This window comes from Paraburkholderia sp. BCC1885, assembly GCF_900996235.1.
Lineage (GTDB): Bacteria > Pseudomonadota > Gammaproteobacteria > Burkholderiales > Burkholderiaceae > Paraburkholderia.
On sequence record NZ_CAAJGM010000111.1, the window covers coordinates 202,423 to 223,603 of the forward strand.

At 65.4% G+C, this 21,181-nt stretch carries 15 protein-coding genes; 9 read left to right on the top strand and 6 right to left on the bottom strand.

Translation table 11 applies throughout. The features are described from left to right. Nucleotides 1-17: 17 nt before the first annotated feature. On the bottom strand, nt 18-608 hold the full coding sequence (locus FQ755_RS09945; RefSeq protein WP_144153600.1) for a YSC84-related protein: 591 nt from the start codon (nt 606-608) through the stop codon (nt 18-20). A gap of 273 nt (nt 609-881) precedes the next feature. Between FQ755_RS09945 and FQ755_RS09950 the strand changes: the two genes are divergently transcribed. After that, nucleotides 882-1,388 carry an LEA type 2 family protein gene (locus FQ755_RS09950; RefSeq protein WP_144153602.1) on the top strand — a complete coding sequence of 169 codons (507 nt, stop codon included), beginning with the start codon at nt 882-884 and terminating at the stop codon, nt 1,386-1,388. A 179-nt stretch (nt 1,389-1,567) separates the two neighbouring features. Here FQ755_RS09950 and FQ755_RS09955 read toward each other — a convergent pair whose 3' ends face one another. From FQ755_RS09955 to FQ755_RS09970, 4 genes are all read right to left on the bottom strand, one after another. Next, nucleotides 1,568-2,746 carry an acetyl-CoA C-acyltransferase gene (locus FQ755_RS09955; protein ID WP_144153604.1) on the bottom strand — a complete coding sequence of 393 codons (1,179 nt, stop codon included), beginning with the start codon at nt 2,744-2,746 and terminating at the stop codon, nt 1,568-1,570. Between the two features lie 99 nt (nt 2,747-2,845). Next, nucleotides 2,846-3,472, bottom strand: coding sequence for a bifunctional nicotinamidase/pyrazinamidase (gene pncA / locus FQ755_RS09960; RefSeq protein WP_144153606.1), 627 nt, complete (start codon nt 3,470-3,472; stop codon nt 2,846-2,848). A gap of 98 nt (nt 3,473-3,570) precedes the next feature. Beyond that, complete coding sequence (locus tag FQ755_RS09965; protein ID WP_144153608.1) at nt 3,571-5,655, bottom strand: 3-hydroxyacyl-CoA dehydrogenase NAD-binding domain-containing protein; 2,085 nt, start codon at nt 5,653-5,655, stop codon at nt 3,571-3,573. A gap of 213 nt (nt 5,656-5,868) precedes the next feature. After that, nucleotides 5,869-7,515, bottom strand: coding sequence for a 3-(methylthio)propionyl-CoA ligase (locus tag FQ755_RS09970; protein WP_144153610.1), 1,647 nt, complete (start codon nt 7,513-7,515; stop codon nt 5,869-5,871). 142 nt (nt 7,516-7,657) lie between these two features. Between FQ755_RS09970 and FQ755_RS09975 the strand changes: the two genes are divergently transcribed. The 5 genes from FQ755_RS09975 (at nt 7,658) to FQ755_RS09995 (ending at nt 11,616) form a co-directional block, all read left to right on the top strand. Next, nucleotides 7,658-9,214 (top strand): protein adenylyltransferase SelO, encoded by a 1,557-nt coding sequence (locus tag FQ755_RS09975; RefSeq protein ID WP_144153612.1) that lies wholly within the window; start codon nt 7,658-7,660, stop codon nt 9,212-9,214. Between the two features lie 121 nt (nt 9,215-9,335). Beyond that, the gene (msrB, locus tag FQ755_RS09980) at nt 9,336-9,755 is read left to right on the top strand and encodes a peptide-methionine (R)-S-oxide reductase MsrB (RefSeq protein ID WP_144153614.1); all 420 of its coding nucleotides are present in this window, start codon (nt 9,336-9,338) and stop codon (nt 9,753-9,755) included. Between the two features lie 221 nt (nt 9,756-9,976). Next, a complete protein-coding gene (locus FQ755_RS09985) occupies nt 9,977-10,510 on the top strand; it encodes a septation protein A (RefSeq protein WP_144153616.1) in 534 nt (177 codons plus the stop codon). A 1-nt stretch (nt 10,511) separates the two neighbouring features. Further along, on the top strand, nt 10,512-10,826 hold the full coding sequence (locus FQ755_RS09990; RefSeq protein ID WP_144153618.1) for a BolA family protein: 315 nt from the start codon (nt 10,512-10,514) through the stop codon (nt 10,824-10,826). A 10-nt stretch (nt 10,827-10,836) separates the two neighbouring features. Continuing rightward, entirely contained in the window at nt 10,837-11,616 is a 780-nt protein-coding gene (locus FQ755_RS09995) for a peptidylprolyl isomerase (RefSeq protein WP_144153620.1), read from the top strand. A gap of 185 nt (nt 11,617-11,801) precedes the next feature. Here the strand turns inward: FQ755_RS09995 and purL are convergent, their stop codons facing one another. Further along, a complete protein-coding gene (gene purL / locus FQ755_RS10000; RefSeq protein WP_144153622.1) occupies nt 11,802-15,884 on the bottom strand; it encodes a phosphoribosylformylglycinamidine synthase in 4,083 nt (1,360 codons plus the stop codon). Nucleotides 15,885-16,206: 322 nt separating this feature from the next. On the opposite strand from purL, the gene FQ755_RS10005 reads away from it, so the two are divergent. From FQ755_RS10005 to pgi, 3 genes are all read left to right on the top strand, one after another. Beyond that, nucleotides 16,207-17,508, top strand: coding sequence for an FAD-dependent oxidoreductase (locus FQ755_RS10005; RefSeq protein WP_144153624.1), 1,302 nt, complete (start codon nt 16,207-16,209; stop codon nt 17,506-17,508). A gap of 190 nt (nt 17,509-17,698) precedes the next feature. Then, complete coding sequence (locus FQ755_RS10010) at nt 17,699-19,306, top strand: NAD(P)H-hydrate dehydratase (protein WP_144153626.1); 1,608 nt, start codon at nt 17,699-17,701, stop codon at nt 19,304-19,306. Between the two features lie 229 nt (nt 19,307-19,535). After that, nucleotides 19,536-21,158 (top strand): glucose-6-phosphate isomerase, encoded by a 1,623-nt coding sequence (gene pgi, locus FQ755_RS10015; protein WP_144153628.1) that lies wholly within the window; start codon nt 19,536-19,538, stop codon nt 21,156-21,158. Nucleotides 21,159-21,181 lie beyond the last annotated feature (23 nt).

Below are 21,181 nucleotides of genomic sequence, written 5' to 3' on the forward strand. Positions count from 1 at the left end.
GAAAAATCCGCCGCCGCTCAGATCACCAGCCGCGATACCTTGGTGCCTTCCAGCGAGATACCGGCCATCAGCCCCGCATTGGTCAACACGAATGCGACCACCGGGTTCAGTGCCGTGGAGGTATCCAGATTGCCGTTCGCACCGATCTTCGCCAACGCGACGGTGGCATCGGCGCCGGCCGCCCAGCCCTGGCTTTGCATGAAGCGGTCGAGCGCTTCCTGGGTCAGGAAAGCGAAGATGAGTGCCTTCGATTGCGCGCCGATCTGCAGACCGAACGAGCCGGCCACGGTGCTGTAGTAACCGGTGGTCTGCCCATCGACGCGCAAGCCGCCCTGGCCATACTGGCCGCCGAACCAGAAGCCGGCCGAAAACACGTTGGGAAACACCAGCACGCCGCGCGCCTTGCCAATGACCTCTTGCGAACCATGCACGGTGCTTTGCAAACGAGCGAGCGTCGAATCGATCCCGGCGTTGATCGTGTTGCGCTTTTGCGCGTAGTCCTGGGCGTTCTCGCCGGAGCCGAGCGGCGTGGTGGTGCAACCCGCCAGGCTCAGCCCGCTCGATGCGAGAAGCACACCGGTACCGGTGATGAATTGACGTCGGTGCATCGTTGCTTTCCTATGAAGAGAGATGAGGTGGATCGGCGGCGCGCGCCGCGTTAGTACGGCATTGAAGTCCGTTTTCGAAGCCTCTGCAACCGTTTCATTGCAGCGGTGTGTCAAGAGCCGCATTCGTCCTATGCGATTGCGGGTTACGACAGCCCGCGCCGGACCGAGTTCGTGCGCAGGCTGCGTACATTCAGCTCCGTGCACAGGTTCGGCATCGCAAAGCGTGAAGCACGTAGAATACCGGCCAACTCCGTTCGACTTCAGGTGCCCGCTATGCCCTTCCTTCGTCTGTTGTTGTCCGGCCGCTCTGCCCGTCTGCTGGCAGTCGGCTTGCTCTCGGTGGTCACGCTCGGCGCCTGTGCCGGGTGGTTCGGCCACGATCCGCTGCGCGTGAGCCTGGCCAGCGTCGAGCCGCTCGACAGCCAGGGCATGGAAACGCATTTCAACGTGAAGCTGCGGATCCAGAATCCTAACGGAGACGGCTTTAGCTTCAACGGTGTCGCGGTGGATCTGCAACTGAACGGCAGGTCGTTTGCCACCGGCGTCAGCCCTCAGCAGGGCAGTGTGCCGAGCTACGGCGAGGTGGTGGTGACCGTGCCGGTGACGGCGCCCGCGTTCGCCTCGCTCGAACATGCCTACTCTGTCGCCGACGCCGGCACGCCGCCTGGCCAGTACCCCTACATCCTGCAAGGACGGTTGGGCCGCACGACAGGCGGTACGCGCTTTCTCAGCCAGGGCGTGCTGTCGCTGCCGGGAATCGGAATCGCTGCCGGAGAGTGAAGACCGAAGCTGACGGCTCTTCCGTCAGCAGAGGAACGGAATAATAAAAACGGGTGCCGGTGGACCGGCGGTGTCACGCACCGGGCCATACGACACCCGCATATCGCCTCATTGCACTGCAAGGCTGAGGCGCCTTCGACCGGCAAGGTCGCCCTCAGCGGCCAAAGCGTCCCTGCCGCTCAGACGATTTCGAACAGCCCCGCCGCGCCCTGGCCGCCGCCGATACACATCGTAACGACCACCAGCTTCGCGCCGCGGCGCTTGCCTTCGATCAACGCATGCCCGGTCAGACGCGCGCCCGACACCCCGTAAGGATGGCCAACCGCAATCGCGCCGCCGTTCACATTGAGCCGGTCGTGCGGGATGCCGAGTTTGTCGGCGCAATACAGCACCTGCACGGCGAACGCTTCGTTGAGCTCCCACAGGTCGATGTCCTCGACCTTCACGCCGGCCTGCCTGAGCAGTTTCGGCACCGCGAACACCGGGCCGATGCCCATTTCGTCGGGCTCGCAACCGGCCACCGCGAAGCCGCGGAAAATCCCGAGCGGTTGCAGCCCTTCCCGTTCGGCCACCTTCGCGTTCATCACCACACAGGCCGAGGCGCCGTCCGAGAACTGACTCGCATTGCCCGCCGTGATCACGCCGCCCGGCAGCGCCGTGCGAATCTTCGAGACGCCTTCGAGCGTGGTGTCGGCGCGGATGCCTTCGTCGGCGGCGATCGTCACTTCTTTGGTGAAGAGACGGCCGCTGGCTTTGTCGGCGACACCGGCGAGCACCGTCATCGGCACGATTTCGTCGTTGAACCGGCCGGCTTCCTGGGCGGCCGCCGCGCGCTGCTGTGAACGCACGCCGTATTCGTCCTGACGCTCCTTCGAAATCTCATAGCGCCTGGCGACGTTCTCGGCGGTCTGCAGCATCGACCAGTAGATCTCGGGCTTGTGCTGGTTCAACCAGCCTTCGGTCATCATGTGGCGATTCATCTCGTTCTGTACGCACGAGATCGACTCGACCCCGCCCGCAACGAACACGTCGCCTTCCCCGGCGATCACGCGCTGCGCGGCTAGTGCGATCGTCTGCAGTCCCGACGAGCAAAAACGGTTGACCGTCATGCCCGGCACGCTGACCGGCAAGCCGCCGCGCAAGGCGATTTGCCGCGCGATGTTGCCGCCCGTCGCGCCTTCGGGATTCGCGCAGCCCATGATCACGTCTTCGACGCGCGCCGGGTCTAGTTTGGCGCGCTCGACCGCGGCCTGCGTCACATGACCGCCGAGCGTCGCGCCGTGCGTCATGTTGAAAGCGCCGCGCCACGATTTGGCAAGACCCGTGCGGGCGATCGATACGATTACGGCGTCAGTCATGCATGTCTCCTGCTTCCAATGTTGAATGTGGTTCGCTGCGCCGAATGGCCGTCAAGGTCACCGCGACCCCGGCCAGGCGCTTTCGCCGCGAGGCCTTCGCTACCCGGCCGCCTCGGCGGACTGCACACGCCTGACTCCCGCAGCGTGCAGATCGCGCCATGCGGCGGCGAGCGAACCGTTGAGATCGATGGCGCGTGACGCGTCTTCGATCAGCGCAACTTCAAATCCTGCTGTCCGTGCATCGAGCGCGGACCAGGCAACGCAATAGTCGGTCGCGAGGCCACAGCACCAGACGCGCTTTGCACCCACTTCGCGCAGATAGCCGGCGAGGCCCGTCGGCGTGCGGCGATCGGCTTCGAGAAACGCCGAGTAACTGTCGACGTCCGCGTGATGTCCCTTGCGGATCACCGCGCGCGCATGCGCGATCTCGAGATCGCGATGCAGCGCCGCGCCCGGCGTGTCCTGCACGCAATGGGTCGGCCACAGCACCTGCTCGCCATACGGCAGCGTCAGCATCTCGAACGGCGCGCGTCCCGCGTGGTTGGCGGCAAACGAAATATGCGCAGCCGGATGCCAGTCCTGCGTCAGCACGACATGGCTGAATTCGCGTGCGAGCCGGTTGATGACCGGCACGACTTCATCGCCATGCGCGACGGCCAATGCGCCGCCCGGCATGAAATCGTTCTGCACGTCGATGACGAGCAGAACGTCCTCGGCATCTTTCATTGCGGCACCTCGCGTTATCCCATCCCGTTCACTTCGCTATCGGCGCAACAGCGGTGCATGCTCGCGGCGGCGAGCACGCACCTCGCTGCAAGCCGCGCTCAGCCGTTAAACCCGCGGCCCTGCGCCGCCAGCTCGACAATGCTCGGCGCCAGTTGCCATGCGTCGCCGTTCGGACGCGCGGTATAACCGCGAATCGCCCGCTCGACGTTGTAGAGGCCCACCGTGTCCGCGTACAGCATCGGACCGCCGCGCCACAGCGGGAAGCCGTAACCGGTGAGATACACCATGTCGATGTCCGATGCTTTCGACGCGATGCCCTCTTCGAGAATCTTCGCGCCTTCGTTGGCGAGCGCGAACACGAGACGCTCGACGATTTCTGCGTCGCTGATCTTGCGGCGTTCGACACCGGTTTCCTTCGAGAACGACACGATCATCTCGTCCACCAGCTTCGACGGATACGCCGTGCGGTCGGCCGCCTTGTAGTCGTACCAGCCGCCGCCGGTCTTCTGCCCGAAGCGGCCGGTCTCGCACAGACGATCGGCAATCTTCGAGTAGTGCATCTCCGGATGCTCCTGATAGCGGCGCTTGCGGATGGCCCAGCCGATATCGTTGCCGGCGAGGTCGCTCATGCGAAACGGACCCATCGCAAAGCCGAACTTCTCGATGGCCCTATCCACCTGAGCCGGCAGCGCGCCCTCTTCGAGCATAAAAAGCGCCTGCCGGATGTATTGCTCGATCATCCGGTTGCCGATAAAGCCGTCGCACACGCCCGACACCACCGCGGTCTTTTTGATCTTCTTCGCCAGTTGCATGACGGTGGCGAGCACGTCCTTGGCCGTTTCCTTGCCACGCACCACTTCCAGCAGCTTCATGACATTGGCCGGACTGAAGAAGTGCATGCCGACCACGTCCTGCGGACGCTTCGTGAAGGCAGCGATCTTGTCGACATCCAGCGTGGAAGTGTTCGACGCCAGGATGGCGCCGGGTTTCGCCACTTCATCCAGACGCTTGAACACCTGTTCCTTGACGCCAAGTTCTTCGAACACGGCTTCGACGATCAGATCGGCCTGCTTCAGATCGTCGTAGGACAAGGTGGGCGTGATCAGCGCCATGCGCTGCTCCAGCGCTTCGGGCTTCAGCTTGCCCTTCTTGACCGTGGCCTCGTAGTTCTTGCGAATTGTCGCAAGGCCGCGGTCCAGTGCGTCCTGCCGGGTTTCGAGCAGCGTGACCGGCAAGCCCGCGTTGATGAAGTTCATCGCGATGCCGCCGCCCATCGTGCCAGCGCCGATTACGGCAACCTGCCGGATCTCGCGTGCCACCGTGTCCGAGGGCACGTCCGGAATCTTGCTGGCCGCGCGCTCGCCGAAGAATGCGTGCCGCAAGGCGCGGCTTTCCGGCGTCTGCACCAGCGCCACAAAGCATTCGCGTTCAAATGCGAGACCCTTGTCGAAGCCCTCCTTGACGCCTGCTTCGACCGCGTCGATGCACTTGAGCGGCGCCGGGAAGTTCTTCGCAATCGCCGCGACGCTGTTGCGCGCGAACTGGATAAAACCTTCCGCATTCGGATGCTCGATCTTGCGGTCACGCACCTTGGGATGCGGCCCCGCCTGCGCGCCAACCTTGCTTGCAAACGCGAGCGCCGCCTCGGCCAGATTGCCTTCGACCACTTCATCGAACAGGCCCGAGCCCGCGAGCTTTTCCGACAGCACCGGCGCGCCCGACACGATCATATTGAGCGCCGCCTCGAGCCCGATGGCGCGCGGCAGACGCTGCGTGCCGCCCGCGCCCGGCAGGATGCCGAGCTTCACTTCCGGCAAGGCGATCTGCGCGCCGTGCGCGGCGAGGCGGTAATGCGCGCCGAGCGCCAGTTCCAGACCGCCGCCCATGGCCACGCTATGGATCGCGGCAATCACCGGCTTGGCACTGCTCTCGACGGCCTTGATGACCGTGTGCAGCGTCGGTTCCTGAGTCGCTTTGGGGGTGTTGAATTCGGTGATGTCCGCGCCGCCCGAGAAGGCCTTGCCGGCGCCCGCCAGCACGATGGCCTTGATGGCCGGATCGTTCTGCGCGCGCTCGAGCCCTTCGACGATGCCGGCTCGCGTCGACAGACCGAGCCCGTTGACCGGGGGATTGTTTAGCGTAATGACGGCGACGCCGTCATGAGTCGTGTAGTCCACTGCCATCTGCCTGCCTCCATGCGGTAAGGCGGCGCATGACGCGCCGCCTGTGCCGGTTCATTGTCCGACATTCCGGGTCAGCAAGCAGAATACACAAAAAAGCACGCTCGTTCAATTTATTGCGGGAAAGGGTTTGCCCTGGTCCAGACTGGAGCTTGCGGGCCATGCGGACCATGCGGACCGCGTGGACCTTCCGACCCGCATGGTCCATGCCGCGGATTAAACCGTCCCTTCCAGCGCCGACGGTAAAACGTGATCGCGGAAAATCTCGCGCAGCCTGAGCTTCTGCAACTTGCCGGTCGCCGTGTGCGGCAGTTCGTCGACGAACACCACGTCGTCGGGAATCCACCATTTCGCCACCTTGCCCTCGTAGAAGGCAAGCAGTTCCTCGCGCGTGACTTCGGCGCCCTTGCGTTTGACGATCACCAGCAAGGGCCGCTCGGTCCACTTCGGATGCGAGCAGGCGATGCAGGCCGCCTCGGCCACGGCCGGATGCGCGATCGCGACGTTCTCGACGTCGATCGAACTGATCCATTCGCCGCCGGATTTGATGACGTCCTTGCTGCGGTCGGTGATCTGCAGGAAGCTGTCCGGATCGATGGTGGCGACGTCGCCGGTCGGGAACCAGCCGTCGACGAGCGGCGAATCGTCCTTGCGAAAGTACCGGTCGATCACCCACGGGCCGCGCACATGCAGATCGCCGAACGCGACGCCATCCCACGGCAACTCGCTGCCGTCCGGGCCGACGATCTTCATGTCGACGCCGTAGATCGCATGGCCCTGCTTCTCGCGCAGCTTGCGCTGTGCCTCGGGCGGACGCTGCGACTGCTCCCAGGTGAGCTTCGAGAGCGTGCCGAGCGGCGACATCTCCGTCATGCCCCAGGCGTGAATCACTTCGACGCCGTACTCTTCCTGGAAGGTGCGCAGCATCGCCGGCGGGCAGGCAGAGCCGCCGATCACCGTGCGATTGAGCGAAGAAAACCGCACGCCGGCCTGCTTCATATAGGTGAGCAGGCCGAGCCAGACAGTCGGCACACCGGCCGAATAGGTGACCCTCTCGGCCTCCATCAATTCATACAAAGACTTGCCGTCCAGATCCTTGCCGGGGAACACGAGCTTCGCGCCCGTCAGCGGCGCGGCGTGCGGAATGCCCCAGGCGTTGACGTGGAACATCGGCACCACAGGCAGCACCGAGTCGCGCGCGGACAGGCTCATCGCATCGGGCAAGGACGCGCCGTAGGCGTGCAGCACGGTCGAGCGATGCGAGTACAGCGCGCCCTTCGGATTGCCGGTCGTGCCGGAGGTGTAGCAAAGGTAGGAGGCCGCGCGCTCGTCGATGGCGGGCCACTCGTATGCGCCGTGCTGGGCGGCGAGCAGCGTCTCGTAGCTGAGCACCGGTGTCTGCATCGCGGGCAGATGCGCGGCGTCGGTCAGCGCGATCCAGCCGCGCACTTTTGGACACTGCGGCGCGAGCGTATCGACCAGCGCAGCGAAGGTGATGTCGAACAGCACGTAGCTGTCGTCGGCGTGATTGATGATGTAGGCGATCTGCTCGGGAAAGAGCCGCGGATTGATCGTATGACAGACCGAGCCGAAGCCGGTCGTGCCGTAGTACGCCTCCAGATGCCGATAGCCGCACCACGCGAGCGTCGCGACCCGTTCGCCCGGCTCGACGCCGAGCGCGATCAGCGCCTGCGCCAGTTGCTTCGCGCGCTTTTCGCAGTCGCGGTAGGTATAGCGATGCAGGTCGCCTTCGATGCGCCGCGAAACGATCTCCGTGTCGCCGAAATGCCGCGCGGCATGCGCCAGCAGCGACGACACGGTGAGCGGCATGTCCATCATCTGGCCCAGCAACGGCGTGCTCATAACTGGCGCTCTCCTCGCGATGATTGCGTCATCTCTCTCAGGTCGCGCGCCGCGCGGCGCCGGGCCGGCGGCGCGGCAAGCGGCGGCCGAGCAGCGCCGCGGGCGCCGACTTACAATATCGGTTAATCCAGAGGCGCTCAACATGTCGTTTTCCCCAAGCATTGCCGGCCTGTCCGGGCCGATGGCGGCGCTCGCCGAGTCCCTCGGCGCCCCGCGCGAAGGTGCCTTTGCCCAGCTTGGCAGTGTCTTTATGACACGCCTGCCGGCGCAGCCGCTCGGCGCGCCATACGTGGTCGGTTTTTCCGCGGAGACCGCCGCGCTGCTCGGTCTCGATGCCCATGCGGCCCAGGACCCTGCCTTCGCCGAGTTCTTCTCCGGCAACACCACGCGCGACTGGCCCGCTGAGGCAATGCCGTATGCATCGGTGTATTCGGGCCATCAGTTCGGCGTGTGGGCCGGCCAGCTCGGCGACGGCCGCGCGCTCGGTCTCGGCGAAGTCGAACACAACGGCGCGCGCTACGAACTGCAGCTCAAGGGCGCAGGACGCACGCCCTATTCCCGCATGGGCGACGGCCGCGCGGTGCTGCGCTCGTCGATTCGCGAATATCTGTGCTCGGAGGCCATGCATCATCTCGGCATTCCCACCACGCGCGCGTTGTGCGTGATCGGCTCCGATCAGCCGGTGCGGCGCGAGGAAGTGGAGACGGCGGCGGTCGTGACGCGGGTGGCGCCCAGCTTCATCCGCTTTGGCCATTTCGAGCATTTCTATTCGAACGACCGGGTCGACGCACTGCAGGTGCTCGCCGATCACGTCATCGAACGTTTCTATCCGCATTGCAAGGAAGCCGACGATCCCTACCTCGCGCTTTTGAACGAAGCGGTGCTCGCCACGGCGGATCTGCTCGCGCAATGGCAGGCGGTCGGTTTCTGCCACGGCGTGATGAACACGGACAACATGTCGATCCTGGGTCTGACGATCGATTACGGCCCGTTCGGCTTCCTCGACGGCTTCGACGCCGGCTATATCTGCAATCACTCCGATTCGCAGGGCCGCTACGCCTACCGGATGCAACCGCAGATCGCCTACTGGAATCTCTTTTGCCTCGCGCAGGGTCTGCTGCCGCTGCTCGGCCAGCAATACGACGAAAGCACGCGCGGCGAAGCGGCGGTCAAGGACGCGCAGCGCGTGCTGGAAGGCTTCAAGGACCGTTTTGCGCCCGCTCTCGAACGACGCATGCGCGCCAAGCTCGGCCTGCAAACCGAGCGCCCCGGCGACGACGCGCTGGCGAACCGTCTGTTCGAAGTGATGCAGGCCAACCGCGCCGATTTCACGCTGACCTTCCGTAATCTGGCGCGGGTATCGAAGCACGACGCCAGCGGCGACGCACCAGTGCGCGACCTGTTTCTCGACCGCGCCGCCTTCGATGTCTGGGTGAACGACTACCGGGCGCGGCTGTCCGAAGAAACACTCGATGACGCCGGGCGCGCCATTGCAATGAACCGCGTGAACCCCAAATTCATTCTCCGCAATCATCTGGCCGAAACGGCGATCCGCCGCGCGCGCGAGAAGGATTTTTCGGAAGTCGAAAGACTGGCTGCCGTGCTGAGCCGTCCTTTCGACGAACAACCGGAATACGAGGCCTACGCCGCGCTGCCGCCCGACTGGGCAAGTTCGCTGGAAGTCAGTTGTTCGTCGTAACGCATGGGCTCCCCAACGCGCCCGACGCATGACCTGAAGCCAAAGCCGAAGCCGAACCGAAGGCGAACCAAAGCCCAGGCCAGATAGAAATGGCCCCCCCCCCCCGAGACAGGAACCGACCATGAACTCAGACGACACCAAGACCCCCGCGCCCACCGTGCAGAAAGACGACGCCGAATGGCGCGAGCAACTCTCCGACATCGAATATCAGGTGACGCGCCACGCCGCCACCGAGCGGCCGTTTACCGGCAAATACAACGATCACTGGGATCGCGGCATCTATGACTGCGTCTGCTGCGGCACGCCGCTGTTCGAGTCCGACACCAAGTTCGACGCCGGTTGCGGCTGGCCGAGCTACTTCAAGCCGATCAACGGCGAGGTGATCCACGAGAAAACCGACCGCACGCACGGCATGCTGCGCATCGAGGTGCAGTGCAAGAACTGCGGCGCGCACCTGGGCCACGTGTTCGAAGACGGCCCGGCGCCGACGGGGCTGCGCTACTGCATCAATTCGGCTGCGTTACAATTCGAGCCCAAGTAACGCAACGCGGGTTCGGCGGCGTTGCCGGGCGGCGCGAGGCGGCCCGGCAAGACGACCCTTCATCCAGCTTGCGAACCGGCAACCTCGCGGCGGCCACCCGGCCTTCTGGCCGCCGCCGCGACGGTTACACACAGCTCGCCTATCATGGGCGCTGTCATTGGCCTGAAACGCCCAACACTGCGCACCCATTTTTCGCTCATTCCCAGGTTCCCGCCCAGATAATGAAATTCCTGTTCGATCTGTTCCCGATCATCCTGTTTTTTGTCGCGTTCAAGCTGTGGGGCATTTTCACGGCCACGGCGGTGGCGATCGTCGCCACGCTGGTGCAGATCGCCTGGGTGGCGTTCCGTCACCGAAAAGTGGATCCGATGCTGTGGGTGAGCCTCGCCGTCGTCACCGTGTTCGGCGGCGCCACGCTGGTGCTGCACAACGACACCTTCATCAAATGGAAGCCGACCGTGCTGTACTGGGCTTTCTCGATCGCGCTGATCGTCTCGCAACTGGCCTTCAACAAGAACCTGATCGAAGCGATGATGGGCAAGCAGATCACGCTGCCGCATCGCATCTGGAGCCAGTTGAGCGTGATCTGGGCGGTGTTCTTCGTGCTGCTCGGTATTCTCAATCTGTTCGTCGCCTACCACTTCTCGACCGACGCCTGGGTGAACTTCAAGCTGTTCGGCGCGACCGGCTGCCTCGTGGTGTTCATCGTCGGCCAGAGCCTGTATCTGTCGAAATACATGAAAGAAGAAGAGTGACATGAGCGACGATCTTTTCCTGCACGCCACGGCCGCCGAGCGCCTCGCCCTGATCGAAGCGCGCCTCGCGGCCGCGCTCGCGCCGGTCGCGTCGATCAGCGTGCGCGATGACAGCGCCCAGCACGCGGGCCATGCCGGGGCCTCGGCCGGCGGTCATTTTAGTGTCACGATTGTTGCGCCGGCATTCGCCGGAAAGGCACGCGTAGCAAGGCACCGCATGGTGTATGATGCGCTGGCCGATGCCATGCAGCGCGGCATTCACGCCCTCGCAATCACGGCGTACACGCCCGAAGAATTCGATTTGCTGTCCCGTTAGGAAACTTCCGATGACCTTGAAGAAAACCCGCCTCTGGGTATTGCTGGCCGCTTTTGCGGCCGCGCCTGCGTTTGCACAGAACATCGCCGTCGTGAACGGCACGCCCATCCCGAAGGCACGCGTCGACGCACTCGTCGAGCAACTCGTCCATCAGGGCCAGCAGGACTCGCCGCAACTGCAGGCCGCCGTGCGCGAAGAACTGATCAACCGCGAAATCCTGATGCAGGAAGCCTCGCGCCGTGGCATTCCGAATCGTCCGGACGTCAAGGCGCAAGTCGCCGTCGCGCAACAGACCGTCGTGCTGCGCGCCCTGATCGAAGACTTCGTGAAGAACAACCCGCCGAGCGATGCCGAAGTCAAGGCGCGTTACGACGCGCTGACGAAGGATGCCGGCGGCAAGGAATATCACCTGCACCACATCCTCGTGGATAACGAAGCCCAGGCCAAAGACCTGATCGCCAAGATCAAGGCCGGCGCGAGCTTCGAAGACCTCGCCAGGCAGTACTCGAAGGACCCGGGATCGGGCAAGAACGGCGGCGACCTCGACTGGTCGGATCCGAAGGCTTATGTGCCGGAATTCGCCGCTGCGGCCGAGAAGCTGCAAAAAGGCCAGATGACCGACGCGCCGGTGCACACGCAATTCGGCTGGCACATCATCCGCCTCGACGACACGCGCGACACCACGCCGCCGCCGCTCGACCAGGTGCGTCCGCAGATCGTCCAGCAGATCCAGCAGGAAAAGCTCCAGGCGTTCGAAGAAAGCCTGCGCAAGAACGCGAAGGTGCAGTAAGGCAGGATGGCGGCGCTGGATGGATTCTGGCGCCTGCATCCGGCGGTTGGCTGGGTGGCCGGTTCTTTACGCTGCCGACACCCACTGCCACTCACCGTCACCCACTGCCCGCTCCGCAAACAACAAAGCCGCCCTCGGGCGGCTTTGTTGTTTCTGGCGGCTTGGGTCGCCGCCGGGTCAGCGCATCAACCCAGCCAGCGGCGCGCGTTCTGGAACACCCGCATCCACGGGCTGCCGTCGTTGGCGCTCCAGCCCTCCGGATGCCAGCTCATCTGCACCGTGCGATGCACGCGCTCCGTGTGCGGCATCAGGACGGTGAAGCGGCCGTCGGGCGTCGTCACCGAGGTAATGCCGTTCGGCGAGCCGTTCGGGTTGAACGGATACTGCTCGGTCGCCTGGCCACGGTGATCGACAAAACGCATCGCCACCGCCGCCTTCGACGCATCGCCTTGCTGCGAGAAGTCCGCGAAACCTTCGCCGTGCGCGACGGCCACCGGAATGCGCGAGCCTTCCATGCCGCTAAAGAACAGCGACGGCGACTGTTGCACTTCCACCAGCGAGAAGCGCGCCTCGAACTTCTCCGACTTGTTGCGCGTGAACTTCGGCCATGCCTCGGCGCCCGGGATCATCGACGCGAGGCTGCTCATCATCTGGCAGCCGTTGCAGATGCCGAGCGCGAACGTGTCCTGGCGGCCGAAGAAGGCGGCGAACATGTCGGCCAGTTGGGCATTGAAGCGGATCGTCTTCGCCCAGCCTTCGCCGGCGCCCAGCACGTCGCCGTAGGAGAAGCCGCCGCAGGCGACGGCGCCGGCAAAATCGGCGAGCGTCGCGCGGCCGGCCAGCAAGTCGCTCATGTGCACGTCGTAGGCGTCGAAGCCGGCGCGGTCGAATGCATACGCGGTTTCCAGATGCGAATTGACGCCCTGCTCGCGCAGGATCGCCACACGCGGACGCGCGCCCTTGCCGATGAACGGCGCGGCCACGTCTTCCGCCGGATCGAAAGTCAGCACCGGCGTGATGCCCGGATCGGCGGCGTCGAGCAGCGCGTCGTGTTCGGCGTCGGCGCAAGCCGGGTTGTCGCGCAGGCGCGAGATGCGCCAGCTCACTTCGCCCCACGCACGCTGCAGTTCCGTGCGCGGCGCTTCGTAGATTTTCTTCGCGTCGCGATAGATTTCGATCGCGTCGCGCTCGTTGAGCTTGCCGATCACATGCGAGCAGGCCGACAGGCCGTGCTCACGCAGCGCCGCCAGCACCGCGTCGCGATCCTGCGCCCGCACCTGGATCACTGCGCCCAGTTCCTCGTTGAACAGTGCGCGAATCGTGCGGTCTTCGCGGCGGCCGCTCGTCTGCTTGGCCCAGTCTTTAGCGTCGCCGTAGTCGAATTCGTGGTTCGGATCGAGCGTCAGCATGTCGACGTTCAGCGACACGCCCACGTGACCCGCAAACGCCATTTCGCAGACCGTCGCCCACAGGCCGCCGTCCGAGCGGTCGTGGTAAGCGAGCAGCTTGCCGTCGCGGTTCAGCGCCTGGATGGCGGCGAAAAAGCGCTTCAGGTCTTCGGCGTCGTCGACGTCCGGCGTGGTATCGCCCACCTGCTGCGTGACCTGGGCAAGGATACTGCCGCCCAGACGATGCTGGCCGCGGCCGAGGTCGATGGCGATCAGCACCGAGTCGCCCGCTTCGTCCACGCGGCGCAGTTGCGGCGTCAGATGGCCGCGCACGTCTTCGACCGGCGCGAAGGCCGAGATGATCAGCGAGACCGGCGCCACCACTTCCTTCGCCACGCCCTGGTCTTGCCACTTGGTGCGCATCGACAGCGAGTCTTTGCCCACCGGAATGCTGATGCCGAGCGCCGGGCACAGTTCCATGCCGATCGCCTTGACGGTGTCGTACAGCGCCGCGTCTTCACCCGGCGCGCCGCAAGCAGCCATCCAGTTGGCGGACAGCTTGAGCTTGTCGAGCGACGCGATCGGCGCCGCCGCGATGTTCGTCACCGCCTCGCCGACCGCCATGCGGCCCGAGGCCGGCGGATTGATCACGGCGAGCGGCGTGCGCTCGGCCATGGTCATGGCTTCGCCGCGGAAACCGGCGTAGTCCATCGTGGTGATCGCCACGTCGGCAACCGGCACCTGCCACGGGCCGACCATCTGGTCGCGCGCCGTCGTGCCGCCCACCGAGCGGTCGCCAATCGTAATCAGGAACGACTTGCTCGCCACCGTCGGATGACGCAGCACGCTCACCGCGACTTCCGACAGGTTGATACCGGTGACGTCGACCGGCAGCAGCGTGGTCTGTACGTGGCTGACGTCGCGATGCATGCGCGGCGCCTTGCCGAGCAGCACTTCCATCGGCATATCGACCGGCTGGTGCGCGTTGGCATCTGTCTGTTCGGTGTCGATCAGCTTCAACTGGCGTTCGTCGGTCGCCGTGCCGATCACCGCGAACGGGCAGCGCTCGCGTTCGCAAATGGCCTGGAATTCATTCAGATCAGCCGGGGCAATGGCCAGCACGTAACGCTCTTGCGCTTCGTTCGACCAGATTTCGCGCGGCGACAAACCGCTCTCTTCCAACTGGATCTTGCGCAGCTCGAACACCGCGCCCTTGCTGGCGCCGTCCACCACTTCCGGGAACGCGTTGGACAGACCGCCCGCGCCGACGTCGTGAATGCTCAGGATCGGGTTCTTCTCGCCCAGTTGCCAGCAGGCGTTGATGACTTCCTGCGCGCGCCGTTCGATTTCCGGATTGCCGCGCTGGACCGAGTCGAAGTCGAGTTCCGCGGTGTTGGTGCCGGTCGCCATCGAACTGGCCGCGCCGCCGCCCATGCCGATGCGCATGCCCGGACCGCCGATCTGGATCAGCAGCGAGCCCTCCGGCAGATCGTGCTTGTGGGTGTGCTGATCCGAAATATTGCCGATGCCGCCGGCGATCATGATGGGCTTGTGATAGCCGCGCACCGTGCCCGCGACGTTCTGCTCGTAAGCACGGAAGTAGCCGCCCAGATTCGGCCGGCCGAATTCGTTGTTGAACGCGGCGCCGCCGAGCGGTCCGTCGATCATGATCTGCAGCGGCGACGCGATGCGGTCCGGGCGGCCATAGATTGCCGGCGCCTCGTCCGGATTGCGGTGACCGACCGGCTGCACGGCGTCGCGGGCGTTTTCCCATGCTTCGCGCGCGCCCGGCAGGTCGAGATTCGATACGGTGAAGCCCGCCAGACCGGCCTTCGGACGCGCACCGCGGCCCGTTGCGCCTTCGTCGCGGATTTCGCCGCCCGCGCCGGTGGCGGCGCCCGGGAACGGCGAGATCGCGGTCGGGTGGTTGTGCGTTTCCACCTTCATGAGCGTGTGCGTCAGCTCGGTGTGACGGCCGTAGTGCTCCGACAGATCCGCTGCGCCGCCGGTCTGGCCCGGCTTGCGCGGGAACCAGCGCTCGGCCACGCCGCCCGCCATGATCGCCGAGTTATCCGAATAGGCGACGATGGTGCCCTGCGGATTGAGCTTCTCGGTATTGCGGATCATGTTGAACAGGGAGATGTCCTGCTTCTCGCCGTCGATGGTCCATTCCGCGTTAAAAATCTTGTGGCGGCAGTGCTCGCTGTTGGCCTGCGCGAACATCATCAGTTCGACGTCGGTCGGGTTGCGGCCGAGCTTCGTGAAGGCGTCGACCAGATAGTCGATTTCGTCGTCCGCGAGCGCGAGGCCCAGTTCGGCGTTGGCGGTTTCCAGCGCGCCACGGCCGTGACCCAGCACGTCGACGGTTTGCAGCGGCTTGGCCGGCAGTTCGTCGAACAGATGCATGGCGTGCTCGCGCGACGGCGCCACGCTTTCGGTCATGCGGTCGTGCAGCGCCGCGGCGACGGCCGCGCGTGCTTCGTCGGACAGGGCCTTTTTGCCGCCGAGCAGGCCGCTCTTCAACGTCACCGTGTATTCGACACCGCGCTCGATGCGGCGTACCTGCGTGAGACCGCAGTGGTGCGCAATATCCGTTGCCTTACTGGCCCATGGCGACACCGTGCCGAAGCGCGGCACCACGAGGAATGTCTCGGCCGTGCCGCGCTCCTTCGCGTCGACGAACGGATCGCCGTAGTGCATCAGCGCCTCGACCCTGGCGCTGTCTTCCGCCAGCAGCCGCGTCTGGGAATTGACGAAGTGCAGATACTGCCCGCGCACGCCGGTAATGTTGGGATCGATGCGCGTGAGCGTCTCGAGCAGGCGGGTTTGACGGAAATCGGAGAGGGCCGAAGCGCCGGGGAAACACGAGAAGTGGGCCATGGACTTGACGTTGCGTCTATGAGTCGCGCGTGCAGGCGACGTGAGGCGAAAGGGAAGTCCGAGATTATACCCCGGGAACACCCTCAAGCGACCCTGCCAGACCTGTCCCGACGGCAGTTATGGGACGCTGGCAGGCCGTTTTAACGCGCTTCGGCACGCCCGCGCCGCCAAATTCGAGATAGCGGGAGGGCTGCGCACCTGACCTGATTGACTGATATCATTCGCCCTTTCATCAGATCGGCGCAGCAGCCTCACGCGCGCGCCGCATGTCACGCCTACGGAAAGCGCCCGCACCGCGCTCTGCCGGCAAATCGAATCAAACATGGATGTCATCGTCATTGGCGGCGGAATTGTGGGCGTCGCCACCGCTTATCAGTTGCGTGCCGCCGGCCACCGCGTATGCGTGGTCGAACGCTTTGCGACGGTCGCGCAAGGCGCGACCTACGGCCACGGCGGCACCGTGCTGCCGACGCCCCTCGACGTCTGGTTCGGCCCGACCTTCATGCAGAGCCGCCAGGGCGCCAAAAGCGGCGTGATCCGCAAAACCGGCTTCAACGGCGCGGCGCGCCAATTCGAAAAACAGTTGGCCGGCTGGCAGGAGCCGCAGGCGTTCGCCCGGCAATATGGGCTGCTGCGGCCGCTGATCGAGGCCTCCCGCGAGGCGATGGCCGATATCGAAGCGCGTTTCGGGCTCGAATTCGAACAGTCGGACGGGGTGCTGTATCTCACGCGCTCGGCGCAGGAATGGCAGCAGAGCCAGCCGGCGCTCGAACTGCTGCGTCAATACGAAGTGCCGCACGATGTGCTGACGCCGGCCGAATGCGCGCAATTCGAACATTCCGTGCCGACCGAGCCGGAATTCGCCGGCGGCGTCCTGTTCGATCAGGAACGCACCGCGAATTGCCCGCTTTTCACCAAGCTCATCAAGCAGACGCTCGATACCGAGGGCGGCGTGCAATTCATGTTGAATCGCGAAGTCGAAGCCATCCGGCTGGACGGCACCCGCGCGGCGGTCGAACTGGCGCCGCGGCTCGGCGAGATTACTTCGAGCCGCGAAGTCGACGTGATCAGCGCCGACGCCATCGTGGTCGCCGCCGGCACCGGTTCATTGCCGCTGCTCGAACGGCTCGGTTTGCGCGTGCCGCTCTATCCGCTGCGTCTGCATACCCTCTCCGCGCCGATTGCCCATGAGGAATGCGCGCCGCATGTAGCGATCGTCGACGCCGTGAAGCGCATCACCATCACCCGCATGAATCACCGGCTGCGCATCGCGGGCGGCGCGGTGCTGCAAGCCGCCGGCCAGGTCGACAAGCCGCTCTCCGAAGCCGTCACCAAGGACGCCCTCGCGCTGCTCGGCCAGGCCACCCACGACTGGATTCCGGGCGCCGCGAAGATTTCGGCGGCGCTGTCGTGGGATGGCGTCAAGCTGTTGTCGCCGGATGGCTTGCCGCTGGTCGGCAACGCGCTGCATCCGCGTCTGTTCGTCAATGCCGGACATGGGCCGGCCGGCTGGGGACTCGCCTGCGGCGCCGCGCGGCTGGTGGCCGATCTGATCGGCGGCGTCACGCCGGAGTTGCCGCCGGAAACACTCGCCGCTTTGCGGCCGGATCGCTTCGGGCGCTGAAGCAGGCGCGCAGCGCAGCGCGCGGTTCACCTCACAGGCTCGCGCGCATTCCACTACCATGGCAGTTCCCGATCGTCGGGGTGCGATGCCTTGCCTAGGTCAACGCCGCGGATTCTCCGTTGAGAATCTGTTGAGACTTCGGCAAGACGCGGCCCCGCTCCGATGCCGAGCGTCAATGCGAGAGACTGCCATGACTGAAGCCACCCCCGCCGCGCAGGCGCCCTCCGCTGTGCCCATCCTGCTGAACCCTCACGACCGCCCGCTTGCGCTGCTGTCGCTCGCCGAGTTGCGGAGCATCGAATCCGAGGCCATGGCCGGTCTGCCGCCGCATACATTGATGGCGCGCGCCGGCTACGCTGCCGCCTGTTTTCTGCGCGAACAGTTGGAACACGATGCCGGCGCAACGCGCGCGCCAGTGTGGATCGTCGCCGGCCCCGGCAACAATGGGGGCGACGCGCTGGTGCTGGCGACGGAACTGCAGCGCGCGGGCGTCGCAGTGGAAGTCTGCATGCCAGTCGAGGTCAAACCGGACGACGCTCGCTGGGCCCTCGCCGAGGCACGTGCCGCCGGCGTCACGATAACGGCTGCGGCGCCGGCCTCGTTCGCCGGTTATGGGTGGCTGGTGGACGGCATGTTCGGGATTGGTCTCACGCGGCCGCTCGACGGCGTCTTCGCGAGCCTCGCGCAGCAGCTTTCGCACCGCGCGAGGCAACAGGGACGCGTGCTGGCGCTCGATGTGCCAAGCGGGCTCGACAGCGATACCGGCAACGTAGTCGGCGCAAGCGGCGCTGGTGTACGCGCGACGCATACCCTCACCTTCATCGGCGCCAAACCGGGGCTCTTCATGGCCTCGGGACGCGACCTGGCCGGTGCGGTCACGGTGGCGCCGATCGGCCTGAAGCACGCCGACCACACAGGCAGTCTGCATAACGCCGCCCATTCCGCCGTGCAACTGAACGCCCCTGCCCTGTTCGCCGCCTTCCTGCCGCCGCGCGACTTCTCGACCAACAAGGGCTCGTTCGGCAGTCTCGCGGTGGTCGGCGGCGACACCGGCATGTGCGGCGCGCCGATTCTCGCGGCGCGCGCGGCGCTCCACACCGGCGCGGGAAAAATCCATGTCGCGCTGCTCGGCGCCGGCGCCCCGCCCTACGATCCGCCGCATCCCGAGCTGATGCTGCATCCCGTCGACGAACTGCCGCTCGACAAAATGGACGCGCTGGCGATCGGTTGCGGCATGGGCAGCCGGGCGCGCGCCAGCAAGGTACTGGACGATGTGCTGGCGCTCGACGTCCCCAAGCTCCTCGACGCCGACGCCTTGAACCTGTTATCCACCGACTCCGCGCTCGCCGCCAAAGTCGCCGCGCGCGGCGCGCAGGGCGACCCCTGTGTGCTCACCCCGCATCCGCTGGAGGCGGCGCGGCTGCTCGGCTGCGACGCGGCCAGCGTGCAGCGCGACCGGCTGGCCGCCGCGCGCGCGCTGACAGCGCGCTTTGCCAGCGTGATCGTGCTGAAGGGCACCGGCACGGTGATCGCCGCGCCGGACGGCCGCGTCGCCATCAATCCGACCGGCAATGCCGCGCTCGCCACCGGCGGCACGGGCGACGTGCTCGGCGGCATCATCGGCGCGTTTCTGGCGCAACACCTGCCGCCTTACGAGGCGGCGCTGGCCGGCGTCTATCTGCACGGCCTCGCGGCCGACCGACTAACCGCGCAGGGCGACGGTCCCGCCGGCCTCACGGCGGGCGAACTGGCGCCGATGGTTCGCAAGCTGCTGAACCAGATGTTCTATCCGGCCTGAATGGCGCGCGGGCGGGGCTGCGCGATGCTCACGCGCTGCTCCATCCCGCTATCTGAACGCACTGTCCAACTCCCCGCCAGCTTCGCGCCAAGGCCGCTATACTGAATGTCTGCGCAGCCCGGCCGGGAACCGATGCGAACCCGCCGCCCGGCAGCGCGCCAGAATCTCCCCGCGGCCGCGCCTTGCGCACTGCCGTTCATTCGTGCCCCTTCGTTACACGGACGACCCCATGACGTTGAACTCGCTACCCGCCTGGTCCTCGCTGCAAGCCCATTACGAAAAAATTCGCAATGAGCATATGCGCGACTGGTTCGCCCCCGCGAACGATACCGCTCCCACCCGCGCCGAACGCTTCGCGTTTGCCGGCGGCGGTCTCGCAGCCGATTTCTCGAAACAGCGCATTCAGGACGAAACGCTCAAGCTGCTCGTGCAGGTCGCGCGTGAAGCGGGCGTCGAAAAACGCCGCGACGCGATGTTCGCCGGCGAAATCGTCAATCCCACCGAGGGCCGCGCGGTCCTGCACACCGCGTTGCGCGCGAGCGATCCGAAGGCGCCGTTTCACGCCGAAGTCATGGCCGAACGCGCCAAAATGGCGGCGTTTTCCGACCAGGTGCGCAGCGGCGCCTGGACCGGCTATACCGGCAAGCGCATCCGTTACGTGGTGAACATCGGCATCGGCGGCTCGGATCTCGGTCCGAAGATGGTCGTGCATGCCCTGCAGCATCTCGCCACGCCGGACATCAAGAGCTTCTTCGTGTCGAACGTCGACGGCGCCGATCTGTACCATGTCATGCAGCAGATCGATCCGGAAGAGACGCTCGCCATCATCGTCTCGAAGACCTTCACCACACTCGAAACCATGACCAATGCGCGCTCGCTGCGCGACTGGTTCGTCGAGAAAGGCTGCCAGGAAAGCGCGCTGGCGAAACACTTCGTCGGCGTGTCGGCCAATCCGGCTGAGGTGGTCAAGTTCGGCATCGCGAAGGAAAACGTCTTCGAGATGTGGGACTGGGTCGGCGGCCGCTATTCGCTGTGGTCGGCGGTCGGCCTGTCGATCATGATCTCCATCGGCCCGAAGCAGTTCGACGAACTGCTGGCCGGCGCGAACGAGATGGACGAACACTTCCGCACCGCGCCGCTCGAACACAATCTGCCGGTGCTGATGGGCATGATCGGCATCTGGTATCGCAATTTCTTCGGCTCGCAAAGCTACCTGGTGGCGCCGTACTCCGAGGCCATGCACTACCTGCCCTCCTACCTGCAGCAACTGGAGATGGAGAGCAACGGCAAGTCAGCCCGTCTGGACGGCGCGATGGTCGACTATCCGACGTCGGCCGTGACGTGGGGCGAACCTGGCACCAACGGCCAGCACGCCTTCTTCCAGATGCTGCATCAAGGCCCGACGATCGTGCCGATCGATTTCATCGCCGTGCTCACGCCGGAGCATCCGCTGGTGAGCCATCATCCGAAGCTGCTGGCGAACTGCTTCGCGCAAAGCGAGGCGTTGATGCTCGGCCGCACGCTGGAAGAAGCGAAGAAAGTGGCCGGTCCGGACAAGCCGGAACTCGCGCCGCACCTGACCTTCCCGGGCAATCGTCCCACCAGCACGCTGATCCTCGAAGCGCTCACGGCGCGCTCGCTCGGCGCGTTGATCGCGCTGTACGAACACAAGGTGCTGGTCCAGGGCACGGTGTGGAATATCAACTCGTTCGACCAGTGGGGCGTGGAGCTGGGCAAGATCCTCGGCAAGGTGGTCGAAGCCGACCTGACCTCGGCTAACGTGGATAGCGGCAAGCACGACTCGTCGACCACGGCATTGATCGCGCGGGCGCGCGCGGCGTTGAAGCGTTGAATCTATGAGAGGAAGGTGGCGGC

Excerpts from the sequence above, each read along its gene's own strand:
- FQ755_RS10005 (WP_144153624.1), top strand. The coding sequence starts at position 16,207 with ATGGATGTCATCGTCATTGGCGGCGGAATTGTGGGCGTCGCCACCGCT.
- FQ755_RS10010 (WP_144153626.1), top strand. The coding sequence starts at position 17,699 with ATGACTGAAGCCACCCCCGCCGCGCAGGCGCCCTCCGCTGTGCCCATC.
- FQ755_RS09955 (WP_144153604.1), bottom strand. The coding sequence starts at position 2,746 with ATGACTGACGCCGTAATCGTATCGATCGCCCGCACGGGTCTTGCCAAA.
- pgi (WP_144153628.1), top strand. The coding sequence starts at position 19,536 with ATGACGTTGAACTCGCTACCCGCCTGGTCCTCGCTGCAAGCCCATTAC.
- FQ755_RS09965 (WP_144153608.1), bottom strand. The coding sequence starts at position 5,655 with ATGGCAGTGGACTACACGACTCATGACGGCGTCGCCGTCATTACGCTA.
- FQ755_RS09950 (WP_144153602.1), top strand. The coding sequence starts at position 882 with ATGCCCTTCCTTCGTCTGTTGTTGTCCGGCCGCTCTGCCCGTCTGCTG.
- pncA (WP_144153606.1), bottom strand. The coding sequence starts at position 3,472 with ATGAAAGATGCCGAGGACGTTCTGCTCGTCATCGACGTGCAGAACGAT.
- FQ755_RS09990 (WP_144153618.1), top strand. The coding sequence starts at position 10,512 with ATGAGCGACGATCTTTTCCTGCACGCCACGGCCGCCGAGCGCCTCGCC.
- FQ755_RS09970 (WP_144153610.1), bottom strand. The coding sequence starts at position 7,515 with ATGAGCACGCCGTTGCTGGGCCAGATGATGGACATGCCGCTCACCGTG.
- purL (WP_144153622.1), bottom strand. The coding sequence starts at position 15,884 with ATGGCCCACTTCTCGTGTTTCCCCGGCGCTTCGGCCCTCTCCGATTTC.
- FQ755_RS09995 (WP_144153620.1), top strand. The coding sequence starts at position 10,837 with ATGACCTTGAAGAAAACCCGCCTCTGGGTATTGCTGGCCGCTTTTGCG.
- FQ755_RS09975 (WP_144153612.1), top strand. The coding sequence starts at position 7,658 with ATGTCGTTTTCCCCAAGCATTGCCGGCCTGTCCGGGCCGATGGCGGCG.
- FQ755_RS09985 (WP_144153616.1), top strand. The coding sequence starts at position 9,977 with ATGAAATTCCTGTTCGATCTGTTCCCGATCATCCTGTTTTTTGTCGCG.
- FQ755_RS09945 (WP_144153600.1), bottom strand. The coding sequence starts at position 608 with ATGCACCGACGTCAATTCATCACCGGTACCGGTGTGCTTCTCGCATCG.
- msrB (WP_144153614.1), top strand. The coding sequence starts at position 9,336 with ATGAACTCAGACGACACCAAGACCCCCGCGCCCACCGTGCAGAAAGAC.